The sequence below is a fragment of the Xanthomonas citri pv. citri genome, from assembly GCF_000961215.1.
Taxonomy (GTDB): domain Bacteria; phylum Pseudomonadota; class Gammaproteobacteria; order Xanthomonadales; family Xanthomonadaceae; genus Xanthomonas; species Xanthomonas cissicola.
This window is the reverse complement of the sequence record NZ_CP008998.1, coordinates 4,480,814-4,498,604: the sequence shown is the minus strand read 5'-3', so window position 1 is coordinate 4,498,604 and position 17,791 is coordinate 4,480,814. Positions and strand designations below refer to the sequence as shown.

12 protein-coding genes and 1 pseudogene are annotated in these 17,791 nt (G+C 64.1%); 3 read left to right on the top strand and 10 right to left on the bottom strand.

Annotated elements, in window-relative coordinates:
* Nucleotides 1–13 precede the first annotated feature (13 nt).
* The 7 genes and pseudogenes from cas1c to AMD14_RS19770 form a co-directional block, all read right to left on the bottom strand.
* Nucleotides 14–1,048 (bottom strand): type I-C CRISPR-associated endonuclease Cas1c, encoded by a 1,035-nt coding sequence (gene cas1c / locus AMD14_RS19800; protein ID WP_015463673.1) that lies wholly within the window; start codon nt 1,046–1,048, stop codon nt 14–16.
* Nucleotides 1,049–1,050: 2 nt separating this feature from the next.
* Nucleotides 1,051–1,683 (bottom strand): CRISPR-associated protein Cas4, encoded by a 633-nt coding sequence (gene cas4, locus AMD14_RS19795; RefSeq protein ID WP_015463672.1) that lies wholly within the window; start codon nt 1,681–1,683, stop codon nt 1,051–1,053.
* Between the two features lie 19 nt (nt 1,684–1,702).
* Nucleotides 1,703–2,569 (bottom strand): type I-C CRISPR-associated protein Cas7/Csd2, encoded by an 867-nt coding sequence (cas7c, locus tag AMD14_RS19790; RefSeq protein ID WP_005927101.1) that lies wholly within the window; start codon nt 2,567–2,569, stop codon nt 1,703–1,705.
* Nucleotides 2,566–4,436: pseudogene (gene cas8c / locus AMD14_RS19785) on the bottom strand (type I-C CRISPR-associated protein Cas8c/Csd1). The gene cas7c and the pseudogene cas8c overlap by 4 nt, the downstream one beginning before the upstream one ends.
* Nucleotides 4,433–5,095 carry a type I-C CRISPR-associated protein Cas5c gene (cas5c, locus tag AMD14_RS19780; RefSeq protein WP_425508928.1) on the bottom strand — a complete coding sequence of 221 codons (663 nt, stop codon included), beginning with the start codon at nt 5,093–5,095 and terminating at the stop codon, nt 4,433–4,435. Before cas5c ends, cas8c begins: the two are co-directional and overlap by 4 nt.
* Nucleotides 5,096–5,193: 98 nt before the next feature.
* Nucleotides 5,194–7,488: a CRISPR-associated endonuclease Cas3'' gene (locus tag AMD14_RS19775; protein ID WP_005927109.1), complete on the bottom strand. Its 2,295-nt coding sequence runs from the start codon at nt 7,486–7,488 to the stop codon at nt 5,194–5,196.
* 163 nt (nt 7,489–7,651) lie between these two features.
* Entirely contained in the window at nt 7,652–9,352 is a 1,701-nt protein-coding gene (locus AMD14_RS19770; RefSeq protein WP_015463671.1) for an SWIM zinc finger family protein, read from the bottom strand.
* 201 nt (nt 9,353–9,553) lie between these two features.
* On the opposite strand from AMD14_RS19770, the gene AMD14_RS19765 reads away from it, so the two are divergent.
* On the top strand, nt 9,554–11,785 hold the full coding sequence (locus AMD14_RS19765) for an NADP-dependent isocitrate dehydrogenase (protein WP_011052553.1): 2,232 nt from the start codon (nt 9,554–9,556) through the stop codon (nt 11,783–11,785).
* A 71-nt stretch (nt 11,786–11,856) separates the two neighbouring features.
* Here AMD14_RS19765 and AMD14_RS19760 read toward each other — a convergent pair whose 3' ends face one another.
* Nucleotides 11,857–12,117, bottom strand: a complete 261-nt coding sequence (locus tag AMD14_RS19760; protein ID WP_015463669.1) for a hypothetical protein — start codon at nt 12,115–12,117, stop codon at nt 11,857–11,859.
* Between the two features lie 101 nt (nt 12,118–12,218).
* On the opposite strand from AMD14_RS19760, the gene AMD14_RS19755 reads away from it, so the two are divergent.
* Together AMD14_RS19755 and aceK are read left to right on the top strand one after the other, a co-directional pair.
* Complete coding sequence (locus AMD14_RS19755) at nt 12,219–13,166, top strand: LysR substrate-binding domain-containing protein (protein WP_003484541.1); 948 nt, start codon at nt 12,219–12,221, stop codon at nt 13,164–13,166.
* Complete coding sequence (gene aceK, locus AMD14_RS19750; protein ID WP_003484508.1) at nt 13,163–14,902, top strand: bifunctional isocitrate dehydrogenase kinase/phosphatase; 1,740 nt, start codon at nt 13,163–13,165, stop codon at nt 14,900–14,902. Before AMD14_RS19755 ends, aceK begins: the two co-directional genes overlap by 4 nt.
* Before the next feature lie 348 nt (nt 14,903–15,250).
* On the opposite strand, the gene rho is transcribed toward aceK, so the two are convergent.
* Nucleotides 15,251–17,149 carry a transcription termination factor Rho gene (rho, locus tag AMD14_RS19745; RefSeq protein ID WP_015472881.1) on the bottom strand — a complete coding sequence of 633 codons (1,899 nt, stop codon included), beginning with the start codon at nt 17,147–17,149 and terminating at the stop codon, nt 15,251–15,253.
* A 215-nt stretch (nt 17,150–17,364) separates the two neighbouring features.
* Nucleotides 17,365–17,706, bottom strand: a complete 342-nt coding sequence (trxA, locus tag AMD14_RS19740) for a thioredoxin TrxA (protein ID WP_003484504.1) — start codon at nt 17,704–17,706, stop codon at nt 17,365–17,367.
* Between the last annotated feature and the right edge of the window lie 85 nt (nt 17,707–17,791).

Genomic DNA, 17,791 nt, shown 5'->3' with positions numbered 1-17,791 from the left:
GACTTGAGCCGCGTCATTTCCAGAAGAAGGAGGGGTAGCCATCCAGATCGCCACGCAGGTGCCGTGCCATCAACTGTGCTTGCACAAAGGGCAGTAGGCCGATGTCGATCTTTTCACCCAGTAAGGCATGTTGAAGCTGTTCGCGTTTGCGCTCCTGGTAGGCGATCAGCACCGTCTTGCGCGCATCGTCCTTGAGAAGAACCGCGCCGTTGTCGAAGACTTGGAAGTCGCGCTGGTTCAATTGCCGGCGGTTGATCAGCGACAGTGCCAGGCGCTCGCCAAGCAGTGGCCTGAATTCCTCTGCAAGGTCCAGGGCCAGGCTTGGCCGTCCTGGTCGGTCGCGATGCAGAAAGCCGACTGCCGGGTCCAGACCAACCGTTTCCAAGGCCGAACGGCAGTCGTGGGTCAGCAAGGTGTAGAGAAACGACAGCAACGCATTGAAGGCGTCGCGCGGTGGGCGGCGATTGCGTCCGCCAAAGCGCAGCAGCGGCGACTCGGTGCGCACCAGCTGGCCGAAGACGCCGAAATACGACTGCGCTGCCTCGCCTTCCAGGCCACGCAGCACGTCAACACTGGTCTCGATGAGCAGGCGCTGTGGAATGCGCTTGAGTCGCTTGAGTGCGTGTTGAAAGGCGGGGATATCGATCATGCGGTCGCCGTGGTCGCGCCAGCCGCGCGCCAGGACGGCACGCTGGTTGTGGATTTTTCCTGCCAGCATGTGACGCACAATCGCGGCGCAACGCACGGGGTCGTCGCTGCATCGGTACTGTTCGCGGCGAAGCAGCACATTTCCGGACACCGGGCCTTCGACACGCGCGAGAAAGCGCCCTTGCGCAGTCAAATAACAGATGCTGATGCCTTGCTCGGCACAGAAGCCGAGTAACTGAGGCGAGACTCCGACACGTCCGATGCAGACGATGCTCTCCAGCATGTGAACCGGCAATCGTGTGCGTTCTTGCCGCTCCACATTCAGGACGACATTGGCACCGTCCTTGTGCAACCAGGCACCATCGGTGGTGACATACAGGGTGTTGAGTTGGCGGCGCATCGTCATTCCTCTTCAGCATCGAGTTGTCGACGCAGCCAGGTGTCCACGCTGCCGCGGCCGAGCAGGCGCGGCTGACACAGGTCGATCAATGAACAGGCATCGCAGCGTTTGCTGTCATAGCGCGCACCGGGCGTCAGCCCATGAGACAGCAGTGCACGGGTTTCGGCGATGGTGCGCTGCGTGAGCTCGCGCAGCGCTGGATCGAAGACCACATCCTTGCGCCTGCGAGGCTGCCCGTAGAACAGCGCGCCGGCGTCTACTGGGCGTTTGAGCATGCTCTCCAGACACAGTGCCTGGGCACACAGCTGTACCTCATCGGCCCGGTGCGACTTGGGTCGGCCCCGTTTGTACTCCACGGGGAACGCGAATTCCCCTGCGGGATCGTGATGGAACTCGACCACATCGGCCTTGCCCGTGATGCCCAGTTCGAGCGCCAGCAGCGGCATCGCGGTGACGGTGCGCACGCCACGCCTGCGCTGCGTGTGTGCCACATCGGCACGTTCGTGCAGCAGCCGGCCTTCGGCGGTGTGCCTGTTCTCTGCCCATTGCCGTTCGACATGGATCAGCGCGCATTGGCGCGGGCAGTATAGGTAGTGCTGTAGGGCAGAGAGCGGGATCAGGTCGTCGTCGTCCATGGTCCCGCTCTCCTGATTGTCAGAACAGTTCGGTCACGCTTACGCCGGCAGGAAGCGCGTGGTCGATCACCACCCGGTAATCGGAAAAGCTGCGTGCCGGTCCCTGGTCCGCCTGGTCAATACGCTCGACCTTGACCTTGTCGAAGAGCACATGCGCCGGTGCGTTGCCCATCGGGTGTTCGTGTTCGAATACGATCAGTTTGCGTGCGGCCATCTCGCCGCGCGCGGCGGAGCGGTCGTGCTCGAATAGATTGGTCAATGCGCGCCACAGCAGTTGCAGGTCTTCCTCGGAGAACCCGGTGCGCTCGGCCAGCTTTGCCGACACAAAGCCATGCGCGCGATACAGGCCGTAGGGCAGAATGTGCTTGCGGCCCATGGTGCGCTCCTTCTCCAGGTCTTTTTCGTTGGTCACCGCCACGCGGGTGATCGATACTTCCAGTGGCAATACCGGTTCGACCGAAGTGGCGAAGGCCAGTTGCACCGGGCCGCGGACCTGGCCGGTATTGACTTCGGTGGTCATCACCGCACCGAAGGTGCGCACGTCGAAGAAGTTTTCACACATCCACGCGGTCAATTGGCGCGCTTTGTCGCCCTCCTTGGGCAGTTTCTTGGCTTCATGCTCGATGCCAAGTGCGGTGTAGGCCTGCTTGTGCTGGTTGTTCAGTACCGATTTCTCCTGCATGTAGATCGTGTAACCCGGCGCGTTGTCTTTCTCCAGCGCCACGTAGTTGCGGATCTTGCGCTTGAGCGCCACGTCGGTCACCAGGCCGCGATTGGTCTCCGGGTCCAGGCGCGGCAGGTTGCCGGCGTCGGGGTCACCGTTAGGGTTACCGTTGGCCACGTCGAATAGATAGACGAATTCATAGCGGTGGGCGATGGCGCTCATGTGGGTTCTCCTTCGGAAGCGGTGTCGGGGGCGTCCTGGCCGTTGTTGCGGGCGAAGCGCGCCTGGGTCTGGTGGTAGTAACCGATGGCGAAACGGCCTTGCTCGTGGATGGGCAGGCTGCGCGGGAAGCTGGCGGGAAGTGCGTCGATGATCTGGCCGACTTCTTTTTCCAGGTTCACCGCCAGGCCCGCCTTGTCTTTGCGCAGCTTGCCGAAGTGATTCTGCGCATTGCGCAACAGCACCGGGAAAATGCTCGCCGGGGTTGCAGAGGCGGCGCCGTAGTAACGGTCGCGGATGGTGGCGTTGACCTGCCCGCCCAGTGCGGTGCGTTGCAGGTTTTCCAGCGATGAGAACAGCCGGCCCAGCAAGTAGCCGGGGTCGGTATTGGCGGTATCGAGACTCACGGGGGGCTCTCCCTTGGTGGATGACAGTCCTTGTTGCGTGTCCAGACGTGCCTCGCGTGCCAGTACTGCCCGGCACAAGGCCACGCGCAGCGGGTTGACCTGCCCATCGGCGCGGAAGCGCATGACGATGCCGCCGAGCAGGCTGCGCGGATAGCGGGTGCCGGCGAGGATGGCGCGGGTCAGCTCCCCTGCCAGAAGCGGCGAGACGTCCTCGGCCTTGGGCTTGCCGTGCTCGCCGTAGACCGGCGCTGTCTGCAGGGCGAGAAACTGCGGGGTAGGCGCGCGTTTCCAGGCTGGCGGCTCGAGCTTGAGGTCCTGATAGTGGGCAGCCAGCCGTGCGGCAAAGCCGGCCAGCGTCTGCGTTTCCCAGAAGCGGATCGACAGGCGCGAGGCGTTGGGTGCCAGGCCCAGTACGAAGATGCGGGCGTCGTCGTCCAGTGCGTCGTCCATTTCGCGTAGTGGACGTGCCTGTCGCACCTGCTCCAGTGCCAGGTGCAGGCGCTGGGTGGCCTGGCCGTCGGCGATGCCAGGGCCTTCTGTTTCACCGCCGCGCAGGAAATCGGCGATCAGATCTTCGGCCTCCTCAGCGTGCGCGGTCGTCCTGGCCTGCGCCCAGAACACCACCGTGGTGTCGCCGATCTGCACACGTTGGCGATTGCGTGGGTCGCGGCGCAGCAGATGGTTGAGCGCGGTGGTGTAGGCGAAAGCCGCAGATTTAGAAATCGGCGCATTGGCACCGCTATCATTTTCCTTGTGTTTCGACTGAACTTTTAGGAGCGAACCTCTGTATGAAATATAAGCATCCGCGTTAAAAGAAACGATGGAAGATCCCGTGCTTTCAAATCCTTTGATCGGCGGGTGCAGCCGCGCCAACGGCGCGCGTAAGCCACTGACCAGGCACATGCCGGATGCGCCGTCGGCGCTTTGGCCTCTTGCAGTCGCTCCCATGCCGCGCGCGCCGTGGCGCGCTGATGCAGATAGCCGGTGTCGCCCTCCAGGCGGAACACCAGGTTGGTATCCAATAGCGCCTCGCCGTGACGGGAAAACTGTGGATGATCGGCGAATTGCGCGGGCGACCAGGTGTCGAGGAACGTCAATAGCGCACGCAGCCCGGGGTCTTCGCTGCCGCCGAGCGCCTGCTGGTGCAAGGTCTTGAATGCAGCGTGTTCCTGCGCGCTGCGCTTGCTGCTGGCACTGACGCCCAGCGCGTAGCTGGTCTTGTCCCAAAGAAAGTTGGACTTGACCGCCACGGTGCGCTTCTCCGGCTGCGGCACGCTCAGCGCCTTGGCGACTCGCTTCTTGCTGTCGTAGTCATGTTCGTCCTCCACGGCCACAACGCGGCCACCGCCGTCCAGCACGATGGTGTAGCCGATCTTCTCCTGGCTGTAGCCGGGCGCGGCGATCCCCGATGTGGGATCGTCCAGCAGCCGGTGGTAGTAGTCGGCAAGTGCGGACAGGATCATGCGCGCACCCCACCGTTTTCCGGCGCTGGCACCTCGACCTGGCCATCGACCATGCGTGCGCGGAAGAAGCGCGGGGTCATGCCGTCGGCGAAGTCGATGTCGTGCAGCATCCAGCCCAGGTCGCGCTCGCCGGCCAGCGTTGCATCGGCAGCCGGCATCGCCGCGTCGTCTTCGATCAGCGCGAAGCTGGCCGGGAATTCGCGCGTGCCCAGGCACGGGGCCTGGAAGCACTGCCCGCGCCGCGCACGGCGGTTGAAGATGTCCAGGTGCTTGCCGACGTTGTCGTCGGCGCCCGCCTTGTCGGTCAATTCGAAGTGTGCAGCGATCACGTAACCCACGTCGCGCAGGAGCGTGGCGGCGCGTTGTTGGCGGTCCTCCTCGACGTAGCTCACCAGCGTATCGGTGCGCCCGGCCTTGATCGCCTTGCTCACGCTGGCGGCAGACAGCTTGCCGCCCACTTCGTTGCGGCGGATCGACTCGAAGCGAATCGGCTTGAGCACCTGGATGCTGTCCACCATCCAGCGGATCGCCGGTTTCCAGTGGATCGCCTCCAGGATGCCGCGCGCCGCCGATGGCGTGATGATGTCGTATGAGACGCGTTCCACCTTCATTTCCGGCCGCGTGAACAGCGCTCGTTCGCCCCAGACGTGGAGCTTCACTCCGTAACTCATCCTTGTGTCCCCTAGCTAGCGTTTCACAAGCTAGCCTACCTGGCTGGTATCTCAAATGCCGAGATTTGGATCGGGGTTGCCTTAGCTCACTGGACCAGAGCCTCGGCTGCCAGGAACTGCGGGCTGTCGTCCCAGCGCAGCCCGAATCGCGGGTCGTACAGTCTTGGATTGACCAGCCTCACGAACTGTTCGCCATAGCGCGCCTGTGCCACCGGGGCGATGGCATTGGCCTGCCACAGCGCGCGGTAGGCCTGCTCGGGCACCTGCACCAGCCACGGCTGCAGGCGTCGGGCAGCGCCGGCTACGCCCACGTGTTCTGCATGTTCGAGCTGGCGCAGGATGTCGGCCACCTCGGGCACCTCTTTGTCGCAGCCTTCGGCGTAGGGGGCGTACGGTACGATCAGCGGCCGCAGGGTGGTCTGGATCATCTTGAATTTCCGCGCCAGGGTGTCCAGCGGCAAACCCTTGATGTCGGCATCGCGCAGCAGGCCGAGCACGTCCTCGCGGTCGAGCCGTCCATCGCCCAGGCGACGATAGAGCGCCGCGAAGTAGTCGGCGACTGCTGCCATCGCCAGCAAGTCGTTGCGGTGGGTACGCTCGATGCCACGGAAGACCTCTGCAAACAGGTCTAGTTCCTTTGGCGGTGCCCAGTCGGGATTGGCCGGCGCGAATACCTGCACTTGGCTGACCTCTACCGGCCGCAAGCCTTCGCGGTTGCAGCGGCCGGCAGCCTGGGCGATGGAATCCAGACCGGCTTCAGCGCGCAGCACCGTTGGGAAGTCCACGTCCACCCCCGCTTCTATCAAGCTCGTGGCGACCAGCCGGCATGGCCGGCCTGCTTTCAGGTCTTCGCGCAGTTCGGCCAGCACCGCGCTGCGGTGGCGCGCGTGCATCAGCGTGGTCAAGTGCCGTGCACCGGGTCGGTCGGCGATCGCGTCGAACAGGTGCCGCGCGTGGCGACGATTGTTGACGATGCACAGCACCTGTTCGCGTTGCCGGAGGTGGTCGGTCAGCGCAGCGTCGTCGAGCGTGCCGACGTGGCGCACCTGGACGCGTCGTAGCCTTGCATACAGCGCCGGTGGGTCGTCCACCAGCTCTCGCACCTGGTCCAGACCCCCAACGAAGCCCTGGTCCAGGCGCAGCGTGGGTTGCGTGGCGGTGCACAACACCGGACTGACCCGGTAGTTGCGCGCCAGTTCGTCCAGTAGCGCCACGCACGGGCGCAGCAATGCGTGCGGCAGGGTCTGCGCTTCGTCCAGAACCACCACGCTGCCGGCGATGTTGTGCAGCTTGCGGCAGCGGGAAGGACGATCGGCGAACAGGCTCTCGAAGAACTGCACTGCGGTGGTAACGACGATCGGCGCATCCCAGTTCTCCATGGCCAATTTGCGCTTGTCGATGGATTGCGGTGCCTTGGTCGGATCGTCGAAGAAGGCGCTGTGGTGCTCCAGCACGATGTCGTCGCGCTCCTGCACGCCCAATGCGTGCCGAAACACCTGTACGGTCTGTTCGACGATGCTGGTGAACGGAATCACGTAGATCACCCGGCGCAATCCATGGGCGATGGCATGGTCCAGGGCGAATGCCAGTGAAGCCAGCGTCTTGCCGCCGCCGGTGGGTACGGTGAGGGAGAACAGACCAGGACGCATGCCGGCCTTGGCACGAACTTCGCTCAGGATCTGCGCGCGCAAGGGGTTGATGCCGCCCTCGGTGGGCAACGTGGACAGGTGCGCATCAAGGCATTGCCGTAATTCTGGCAGGGCCGGACGCGTGCCGGTGTCCTCCGCACGCGACTGGCGCCCTTCCAGGCGGCGATAGAAATCGTCGGTCTCGGTGAAGTCGGAATCGACCAGGCAGGAGAAGATCATCCGCGTCAGGACCGTGAGCTGAAAAGGGCGACGCTCCTGGCGCGGATGACCAATAAAGCCGTCCGGCAACGCCAGCTTGGCCGGGAGTGACAACTCCCGTTCCCAGTCCGACAGCAGCGGTGGCAGTTCCCGTTCGCGGTAGTCCTCCGATAGGCGCTCGTGCAGCGAAGGGCGTGATTGCGCTGCGTGTCCTGGTCGTCCATCGGCTAGGCCGGCGTGATGGCCGGCGATGCCGTACGCGAGCAAGGTGCCGGCGGTACCATAGCGCTCGCAGGCGATCCGAGCGCCCCAGGTCGCATGGTCGACACGGGCCGGGTCACCGTCCAGCCGGCCCTGAAATTTCTGTGTGTACTTGCCGAGGTCGTGCAGTTGTCCGGCCAGACTGGCCAGAAGTTGGCCTCCAAACGGTGCGGCATTCCTGGCGGCGCGTTCGCCGACGGCGAGTAGGTGATCGGCCAGCCGTTGCCAATCGCTGCGATCCTGCCGCTTGGTCGAATGCGCAAAGAAGTCCATGGCGTTGCTCCGTTTGTGGCCTTGGTGAGAGCAGGCCGATGCTGTCTGCCCCTGCAGTGGAGCGTCTGCATCGCGCCGCCGCTGTGCATCAGCGGGGTTTCTGCCGATGCGGGCCGCATCTGGTCGCAGTCTGCGGCTGTCCAATCTCGCTGCTGTGCATAACCTAGGGTGCAGGAAACCGCTTGTGCAGTAATTCAATGAACGTGCGTTTGACGCGGTATTGCTGGCGCAAGCGGGCAAGTTCGGCGTCGAATGCGGCATGACCCTGCCCACCCTGTTGCTGGTAGAGGCGCTGCAGGGTGGGAAGCAGCCTGATCGCCGCCACGTAGCCCTGGCGAACAGTGCGCTCGATGTGCATGCCGATCACGGTATGGCAAATCCGAAGCGCGGCGGCCGGGTCGCACGTCTCGGCCGCCGGCAGCAGCTGCTCCCAGGTACCCAATGGGAGCTTGCGTGTCTGGTCTGCTGCCAGTTCCAGCGCGCGCTGTATCTGTTCCTCGGCGAGCAGCAGACTGATGCGGGTATCGTGCGCATCGATGAAGCGCGGCACCGCCTTGGTGTCCAGCGCCTGCAATGCACGTTCGCGCCATGCCTCCCAGGCGTCCAGCAGCGATGCCGCCTCTTGCAGGGCCAGGTAGGTCTCTTCGTTGGGCATGAGCAGATACGCCTTCCAGCGTAACGTCAACGCATCCTCAGGAAAGCCATCATGCACGTAGGCTGTCGCCAACGCGGCCAGCAGGCGGCCGTCTTGCGGGTCGGCCTTGACGCCGCGTTCCAGCCACTCCAAGGCCTGGCGCTGGCGCCCGTGTTCGCCACAGCGGCGCGCCATCTCCAGGTGATCCCAGCCGCTGGAACAGGTGTGGGCGAAGAACTCCAGCATGGCATCCACGCTGCCGCCGCAACGCGCGGTGTCTTCGAGTAGCGACTCGGCCGACAGTCGCCGCGCCCGGTTGCCGCGGGCATGCAGGATCTCCAGTGCCGCGTGTTGCAGCCGTGCGATGTCCGTAGCGCTCAGCAATGCGGCATAGTCCTGCAAGGGGCGCAGCAGGCTCCATTGGTCGAGCATGCGCAGCTCGAACAGGCGATCGCCGAGCGTATCGGTGCCGGCTGCACGCGCGGCCTCCAGGTGCGCATGTCCCAACACACGCAGGCGCTCGCCCAGATCGCCGCGCGAATCGTCGACCTCTTCGTAGATCGCCAGCAGCCGTTTGAACGCGTACTCGTGCAGATCCAGCGCCGCCAGCGGGTCGCGTTGCCGCGCCTGCTCCAGCAAGGATGGCAACACACCCAGCTGCCTGCTATAGGCAATGGTGGCGCTCCAGTCCATGAATCGCTTGCGGCCAAGCAAGGTGGAGATCGCCTTGCGCCACTGCTGCAAGGGTGCGACTGCCAGTTGTGCCTGGCTCAGCAGACGCTTGCGCAACTGGACATCGTTGTCAGCCAACTCCAGGATCAAAGCCTGCAAGGCTTGTGTGGTCAGCGTCGACAACCAGTGCTGCAATACACGATCGCTCGATTCGGCCACTGGCATGCCGGCAGTCGTGCGCTTGGTGCGTTTTTGGGAGCTGGGGTCGGCACTCGTCCGTGCCCAGCTGAGGGCAACAGCCACCTGGTGCTTGCAGAATTCCGCTTGCTGACCGACCGGGCAGTCGCACCGCCCCAGCAAGCGGCCATTTCGCCAGACCAGCTCCACGGCATAGTCGTCGCTACCGCTGACGAGAGCGTCGACCCGCAGCGCCTCAACCGTCTGCAAGGTGACGCGGTCCTGATCTGCATAGACCAGCCCGCGCGCATAGTAGCTGGGCGTGGTGATGCCGAGCAGGAAGGAGCGATCGAGATCGGCAGGCGAAAAGCGTGCTGTCATGCAGGTATGGGCGAATCTGCGCCAATGACACAGTGGCAGGATGGTCGAGCCGGATTTTGCCAGAACGGGATGGACGCGCGACAATCGCGGGACGTAACCCCCCGGGGGCGTTCTCCCCGATGCCGCCCGCGATCCAGTCGGCGACGTACCCTTCCGTATAGTCGCCACTGTCTCCTTTCCTCCGAGGTCCTATCCCGCGCCATGTCGAAGACACCGAAGATCCTCTACACGCTCACCGACGAAGCACCCTACCTGGCCACGCAGTCGCTGCTACCGATCATCGATGCCTACACCGATACCGCCGGCATCGTGGTCGAAACGCGCGATATCTCGCTGGCCGGGCGCATTCTTGCGCTGTTTCCCGAGCATTTGAGCGACACGCAGAAGATCGCCGACGACCTGGCCGAACTGGGCGAGCTGGCCACCACGCCGGAGGCCAACATCATCAAGCTGCCCAATATCAGCGCCTCGGTGCCGCAGCTCAAGGCCGCGATCAAGGAGCTGCAAGGCCAGGGCTACGCGTTGCCGGCGTATCCGGACGAGCCCAAGGATGCTGCGGAAAAAGACATCAAGGCGCGCTACGACAGGGTCAAGGGCAGCGCGGTGAATCCGGTGCTGCGCGAGGGCAATTCCGATCGTCGTGCACCGCTGTCGGTGAAGAATTACGCACGCAAGCACCCGCATCGCATGGGCAAGTGGAGCAGCGATTCCAAGTCGCACGTGTCGCACATGGAGTCCGGCGATTTCTTCGGTAGCGAGCAGTCCGCCACCATCGCCGACGCCGGCACGTTGAAGATCGAATTCGTCGGTGCCGATGGCAGCAGCACCGTGCTGAAAGACAAGGTCGCGGTCAAAGCCGGCGAAATCGTCGATGCTGCCGTATTGAGCAAGCGCGCGCTGGCCAGCTTCATCGACGCGCAGATCGCCGATGCCAAGGCCCGCGACGTGCTGTTCTCGGTGCATCTGAAAGCCACCATGATGAAGGTCTCCGATCCGGTGCTGTTCGGCGTGGTGGTCGGCGAGTTCTACAAGGACACGCTGAGCAAGCATGCCGATGCGCTCAAGTCGGTCGGTTTCGATCCCAACAACGGCATCGGCGATCTGTACGCACGCATCGGCACGTTGCCGGAAGAGCAGCAGGCACAGATCACCGCCGATATCCAGGCCGAATACGCGCAGCGTCCGGGCCTGGCGATGGTCAATTCGGACAAGGGCATCACCAACCTGCATGTGCCCAGCGACGTGATCGTCGATGCTTCCATGCCGGCGATGATTCGCGACTCCGGCCAGATGTGGAACGCGCAAGGCAAGTTGCAGGACACCAAGGCGGTGATTCCGGATCGTTGCTACGCGGACGTATATCAGGCGGTAATCGACGACTGCAAGGCGCACGGCGCGTTCGATCCGTCCACGATGGGCTCGGTGCCCAACGTGGGGCTGATGGCGCAGAAGGCCGAAGAATATGGCTCGCACGACAAGACCTTCCAGATGTCCGGCGCCGGCACCGTCAAGGTCACCGATGGCAACGGCAAGACGGTGTTCGAGCACGCAGTGGAAGCCGGCGATCTGTGGCGCATGTGCCAGGTCAAGGACGCGCCGATCCAGGATTGGGTGAAGCTGGCCGTGGAGCGCGCCCGCCTGAGCGAGACGCCGGCCGTGTTCTGGCTGGACAAGGCGCGCGCACACGATGCGCAGGTGATCGCCAAGGTCGAGCAGTATCTCAAGGATCACGACACCAACGGCCTGGATATCCGCATCCTGCCGCCGGTGGAAGCGACGACCTTCTCGCTGGAGCGCATCCGCAAGGGTCAGGACACCATCTCGGTCACCGGCAACGTGCTGCGCGACTACCTCACCGACCTGTTCCCGATCATGGAGCTCGGTACCAGTGCCAAGATGCTGTCCATCGTGCCGCTGATGGCCGGCGGCGGCCTGTTCGAAACCGGTGCCGGTGGTTCGGCGCCCAAACATGTGCAGCAGTTCGTCGAAGAGAACTGCCTGCGCTGGGATTCGCTGGGGGAATTCCTGGCCCTGGCCGCGTCGCTCGAGCACCTGGGCAACCGTTACGACAACCCATCGGCCACCGTGCTGGCCAAGGCGCTGGATGTCGCCAACGGCCAGTTCCTGGACAACAACAAGTCGCCGGCGCGCAAGGTCGGCGAGCTCGATAACCGCGGCAGCCACTTCTATCTGGCGATGTACTGGGCGCAGGCCCTGGCTGCGCAGACCGAAGACATGGCTTTGCAGGCCAAGTTCGCGCCGCTGGCCAAGGCCCTGACCGGGAACGAAGCCACGATCGTGGCCGAGCTCAACGGCGCGCAGGGCAAGCCGGTGGAGATTGGCGGTTACTACCATCCCGACTTGGCCAAGGTCAGCGAGTCGATGCGCCCCAGCAAGACCTTCAACGACATCCTGGCCACGCTCAAGGCCTGAGTCGCCGCGCCGCCTGCTGTCTCCGCATGTCGTCTGCAAGGCCCGCCTCGGAAGAGACGGGCCTTGTCGTTTCAGCGAAACGGCGACAATGCCGTCACGCCACGCAGCAGGCGTCGGCTGAGCCGCGCGATGCGTCGTTCGCGCCGGGTTTGCGAAGGCGGATCGGTCATCGTCTGCACGTTTGGCTGTGGCGACACGGGAGATCCAAGCGATTCCCTTGCGGTGTGCCGTTGCATCGCCTCCGCCGCCGTGTCCGGTTCCGCCAGGCGCTGGGCCAGCGCCACATCGGCAATGTGGCCGTGCTGAAACAACAGTTCGCTAAAGATGCGCATGACCCACCTCCACTTGAGTGGAATCCACAGTAGGCGCAGGCTAGGGGACGTAAAAGCGAGGCTTTTACAAGTGAGTATTGAATTCCATTCAAGGGTTGGTCATGTCGCGTCCGCCGCTTCACGCATTGCAAGGCTTCGTCAGCGCGGTACGCCTGGGTAACCTGTCGCGCGCCGCTGGCGCGATGCATCTGACCGTCAGCGCACTTAGTCATCAGATGCGCGCGCTCGAACAACGGCTGGGATATCCGCTACTGCAACGGCATGCGCGCGGCGTCACCGCCACGCCGCAGGGCCAGCAACTGCTCGACCGCATCGCACCGCATCTGGACGCCATCGCCGAGGCGTTCGAGCCCTTCGGTGCGCGTCGCGAAGACACCCTGACGCTGAGTCTCACGCCGTCGATGGCATCGGCCTGGCTGGTGCCGCGCCTGGGCGAATTTCTGGCAAGTCATCCCACCATCGAAATCAACCTGCTGTCGAGCGAGCGGCTGGTGGATTTCGAGCGCCAGCAGCAAGTGGATGCCGCCATGCGTATCGGCGCCGGGCAATGGCCTGGCGTCATCGCCGAGCCATTGTTCGACGAATGGCTGGTGCCCATGGCTAGCCCGGCCCTGATCGCCCGCATGGGCGGCGTGGAGGCGCCACCCTTGCATCAGTGGCCACTGCTGGGCGACCCGGATGACGCCTGGTCGCGCTGGTTCGCGGCGTTCGGCGGCGATGTGCCGCGACGCTATGTCGCCGTGCTCGACGAATCGGAGGCACACCATCGTGCCGCCTTGGATGGCGTCGGCGTCGCACTGGGGCGCGTGACGCGCGCGCGTCTGTTGCTGGCGTCCGGCCAGCTGGTGGCGTTGTCCACGCAACGGCTCAAGACCAGTTGGTCGCATTACCTGGTGTATCCGCCGCGTTCCAGCACCCATGGCGGGTTTCTCGCGTTTCGCACCTGGCTACAGGGCCAGGCGCGCGAACACGCCGCGCATGCGCAACAGGCGACCGCCACGCCATTGGCCGCGCGCCGCCGCAAGCGCTCCGGGACACCGTCGCCATGAACCATCCATCGTTGCCACCACAATCCGAGCGCCGTGCGCTGGCGATCGCCCAGGCCGTGTACGAAGCGTTCGAGGACTATCACGCGCGCTTTTCCGAAATCACCGCATGCGCCAAACAGCGGTTCGAAACACGCGATTGGAGCGGCGCGCGCGAAGACGCAGTGGCGCGCATCGCGCTCTACGACCAATACATCGCCGAATGCATGTTGCGTCTGCGCGCAGTACTGCTGGGTCAGGCGCACGACCGCGCGCTATGGATGCGTGCGCGCGATCGTTACGCTGCGTTGCTGAGCGGGTTGATCGACCAGGAGTTGTACAAGACGTTCTACAACACCCTGACCCGGCGCTACTTCGGTACCCACGGCGTCGATGCGGACATCGAATTCATCGCCCTGGATATCGAACCGACCGACGCCATCACCGTGCCTGTTGCGCGCCACACCTATGCGGTCTCGCCCGGCCGCCTGACCGACATGCTGGTGCGGGTGCTGGGCGACTACGCGTTCGCCGTGCCGTATGCGCACCGCACCCGCTGCGCGGCTGCCATCGCGGTGCGTCTGCTAGACGACCTGGCGCATTGGGGCGAGCATCCGGTGCGCAGCGTGGAATTGCTGGAGACGGTGTTCTATCGCGAGCGGCGTGCGTATCTGGTCGGACGCGTGTTCGGCGAACATCGCTTTTCGCCATGCGTGATCGCGCTGATCAACGACGACGCCGGCCTGCGCGCCGAAGCGGTGCTGACCCGACGCAGCGATGTCGCGCAATTGTTCAGTAACTCGCGCAGCTATTTTCAAGCCGACCTGTCCACTGTCGGCGATGCGGTGGTGTTCCTGCGCAGCCTGCTCACCCACAAACCGGTCGATGAGCTATACACGATGCTGGGCCGCGCCAAGCAGGGCAAGACCGAGCGTTACCGCACGTTTTTCAGCCATTTTCAGGCGCATCCGTCCGAACAGCTGGTGCACGCCGATGGCACTCCCGGCATGGTCATGGTGGTCTTTACGCTGCCCAGTTATCCGCTGGTCTTCAAACTCATTCGCGACCGCTTTGCGTATCCCAAAACCATGAGCCGCGCGCAGGTGGAGGGTAAGTACGAATTGGTCTTCCAGCTCGACCGCATCGGCCGCCTGCTCGACGCGCAGCCGTATCGTTTCCTGCGTTTCCCCAAGGCGCGCTTTTCGCCGGCGCTGCTGCAAGAGCTGCAGACCAGCTGCGCGATGAGCCTGAGCGAAGACGGCGACGATGTCCTGATCGCACTGTGCTATGTGCAGCGCCGGTTGCGCCCGTTGAATTTGTACCTGCGCGAACAGTTGCCCGAAGCCGCGCATGCCGCAGCGCTGGACTACGGCCAAGCCATCAAGGACATGGCGCGCAACAACATCTTTCCCGGCGACATGTTGCTGAAGAATTTCGGCATTACCCGCCATCAGCGCGCGGTGTTCTACGACTACGACGAGCTGTGCCTGATCACCGAATGCAACTTCCGCGATTGGCCGACACCCGCCACCTACGAAGAACAGATGGCCGCAGAACCCTGGTTCCATGTCGGCCCGCGCGACGTCTTTCCCGAGCGCTTCGCCTTGTTCATGGGCCTGCCCTCCTCGCAACTGGAAGCGGTCAAGCACCAGCACCCGGAACTGTTCGACCCACGCTGGTGGCGCGACCTGCAGAGCCGGCTTCGCGACGACGATTATCCCGACACCCCGCCATATGCGGAGTCGCGCAGGCTGGCCTAGAGCGCTGCGGAGCGCTCGCCGCGCAGCTTACCTTGGCGCCAGCCCAGCCCAGCCCAGCCGAGCCGGCGCCACGCAGCACCCGCTCCGCACAGCTGGCGGCCAACGCATCTCATCTCAACGTGCATCACACGCTCTAGCGATTTACCGGCAGCGGCAGGACGAGCGACGGCCCGGATGCGCTGCCTGCCAGTGGATTGTTCTCCGCACGCGGAGAAGGTGTTCGCCTGGTCACACTGCTGCAAGGAAGTTGAGAGCGGCTGACGGAGGACACTAAAGGCTGCGCGACAGTCGCCTCATACAAAAAGCCCCGCAATGCGGGGCTTTTTCGTCTCGATAAACCGATTGAACTCAGCGCTTCATCGAACTGAAGAACTCGTCGTTGGACTTGGTGGTCTTCATCTTGTCCAACAGGAATTCCATTGCTGCGATTTCGTCCATCGGGTGCAGCAGCTTGCGCAGGATCCAGATCTTCTGCAGCAACTCCGGCTCGATCAGCAGATCTTCGCGACGCGTGCCCGAACGGTTGATGTCGATTGCCGGGTACACGCGCTTTTCGGTGATGCGACGGTTCAGATGCACTTCGCTGTTGCCGGTGCCCTTGAACTCTTCGTAGATCACCTCGTCCATCTTGCTGCCGGTTTCCACCAGCGCCGTGGCGATGATGGTCAGCGAGCCGCCTTCTTCCACGTTACGCGCCGCGCCGAAGAAGCGCTTCGGGCGGTGCAACGCATTGGCATCCACACCGCCGGTGAGCACCTTGCCGGAGCTGGGCACTACGTTGTTGTAGGCGCGCGCCAGGCGGGTGATGGAGTCCAGCAGGATCACCACGTCCTTCTTGTGCTCGACCAGGCGCTTGGCCCGCTCGATCACCATCTCGGCGACCTGCACGTGACGCGCAGCCGGCTCGTCGAACGTGGAGGAGATGACTTCGCCGCGCACGGTGCGCTGCATTTCGGTCACTTCTTCCGGGCGCTCGTCGATGAGCAGCACGATCATGTGCACTTCGGGATGATTGGTGGTGATGGCCGTGGCCACCTGCTGCATCATCATCGTCTTACCGGCCTTGGGCGGGGAGACGATCAGCGCACGCTGACCCTTGCCCTGCGGTGCCATCAGATCCAGGATGCGGCCGGTGATGTCCTCGGTGGAGCCATCGCCACGCTCCAGACGGAAGCGGCGGCGCGGGAACAGCGGGGTCAGGTTCTCGAACAGGACCTTGTTCTTGCTCGCTTCCAGCGGCTCGCCATTGATGGTGTCGACGATCGACAGCGCGAAATAGCGTTCGCCGTCCTTCGGGAAGCGGATGCGGCCGGAGAGGTGGTCGCCGGTACGCAGGTTGAAGCGGCGGATCTGGCTGGGCGAAATATAGGTATCGTCCGGGCCGGCCAGGTAGCTGGCTTCTGCCGCACGCAGGAAACCGAAGCCGTCGGGCAGGATTTCCAGCACGCCGTCGGCGGCAACGCCTTCACCATGACGGGTCAGCACCTTGAGCAGGGCGAAGATCACGTCCTGCTTGCGCGCACGCGCCACGCCTTCCTGAATATTGAGCTGGTCGGCGATATCCAGCAGCTTCTGCGCCGGCATCCGCTTGAGGTCGCTCAGCGAATACACCGGAAAACCTTCCGGCACGGCCGGATGCGGACGCGCGATGAACGGTTCGTTGCTGCCGTCGGACGAGGGCATGCCGCCGTCGTTGCCGAAGCGGTCGCGCGGGCCGCGATCGCGGCGGTTGCGGAACCGGTCACGGCGGTTGCCCTGCTGGTTCTGGCCTTGCTGGTTTTGGCCCTGACCCTGACCCTGACCGCCCTGGCCTTGCTGATGCTGGCCGGCGTTTTGGTTCTGGTTCTGGTTCTGGTTCTGGCCCTGCTGCTGACCTTGGCCTTGGCCCTGGTTCTGGCCTTGATTCTGGTTCTGCTGTTGCTGCGCCTGATTGAAGCGCTGCTGCTGCGACTGGCCGCCCTCGCGGGGCTCGCCGTGGGTGTCGCTGCCGTGGCCGGCGCTGGGCGCCTGACCGGCCTGGGCGCCATCGCTGGACGTCTGCGCCGGTGCCGGATCGGCAGCGCGCGACGGTGCCTGCGCGGCACGGGGTGCTTCGGGTGCGGGACTGGCGGGCAAGGGCAGGTTGGGCTGCTGTGCGCCAGCCTCTTCAGTGGCGGCGGCGGTCTTGCTCACGCGCGGCTTGCGCACGCGCTTCTCGACGGGAGCGTCGACGCTGCTCCCGGTATCGGAGGAAGGATGATCGGACAAGTGCGTGATTCCTCGCTAAGGTGCGAGCGCCCAACTAGGGGGCGAACTGGTGGTAGATGGGAGTCTAGAAGAGGTTCTAGAGGGTGCGGCGGCGCACGAGCGTGTGCCGGACCAACTGACACTATCACCGCCGCGCGTTGCCGCGCAAGCGTCTTGCCGGGCACGATTTAACTGCCGGCGCATCATCGGGCGCCCATTGCTGGACGCCCGCTTGCTCAGGCGGCCGCGCCACCCAGGGTCTTGTCGATCATCTGGGTCAGCTGGCCCTTGCCGACGGCACCGATCTGGGTCGCCTGCACCTGCCCGTCCTTGAACAGCAACAGCATCGGAATCGAGCGCACGTGGTACTTGATGGCCAGCGCACGGTTCTGGTCCACATTGACCTTGGCGACCTTGAGGCGGCCCTGATAGGTGTCGGCCAGATCGTCCAGCACCGGGGCGATCATCTTGCATGGGCCGCACCACTCGGCCCAGAAATCCACCAGAACCGGTTCGCCCGCTTGCAGTACAGCTGTGTCGAAGTCGGCATCGCCGACATGTTGAACCTTATCGCTCACCTTGGGTCTCCTGGAAACCAAAACGGCCCACCCGAACGGGCAGGCCGCTACATTGCGCTAAACTGGGGCATTGCGCGACTGAATC

Excerpts from the sequence above, each read along its gene's own strand:
- cas1c (WP_015463673.1), bottom strand. The coding sequence starts at position 1,048 with ATGCGCCGCCAACTCAACACCCTGTATGTCACCACCGATGGTGCCTGG.
- cas4 (WP_015463672.1), bottom strand. The coding sequence starts at position 1,683 with ATGGACGACGACGACCTGATCCCGCTCTCTGCCCTACAGCACTACCTA.
- cas7c (WP_005927101.1), bottom strand. The coding sequence starts at position 2,569 with ATGAGCGCCATCGCCCACCGCTATGAATTCGTCTATCTATTCGACGTG.
- AMD14_RS19775 (WP_005927109.1), bottom strand. The coding sequence starts at position 7,488 with ATGGACTTCTTTGCGCATTCGACCAAGCGGCAGGATCGCAGCGATTGG.
- AMD14_RS19770 (WP_015463671.1), bottom strand. The coding sequence starts at position 9,352 with ATGACAGCACGCTTTTCGCCTGCCGATCTCGATCGCTCCTTCCTGCTC.
- AMD14_RS19765 (WP_011052553.1), top strand. The coding sequence starts at position 9,554 with ATGTCGAAGACACCGAAGATCCTCTACACGCTCACCGACGAAGCACCC.
- AMD14_RS19760 (WP_015463669.1), bottom strand. The coding sequence starts at position 12,117 with ATGCGCATCTTTAGCGAACTGTTGTTTCAGCACGGCCACATTGCCGAT.
- AMD14_RS19755 (WP_003484541.1), top strand. The coding sequence starts at position 12,219 with ATGTCGCGTCCGCCGCTTCACGCATTGCAAGGCTTCGTCAGCGCGGTA.
- aceK (WP_003484508.1), top strand. The coding sequence starts at position 13,163 with ATGAACCATCCATCGTTGCCACCACAATCCGAGCGCCGTGCGCTGGCG.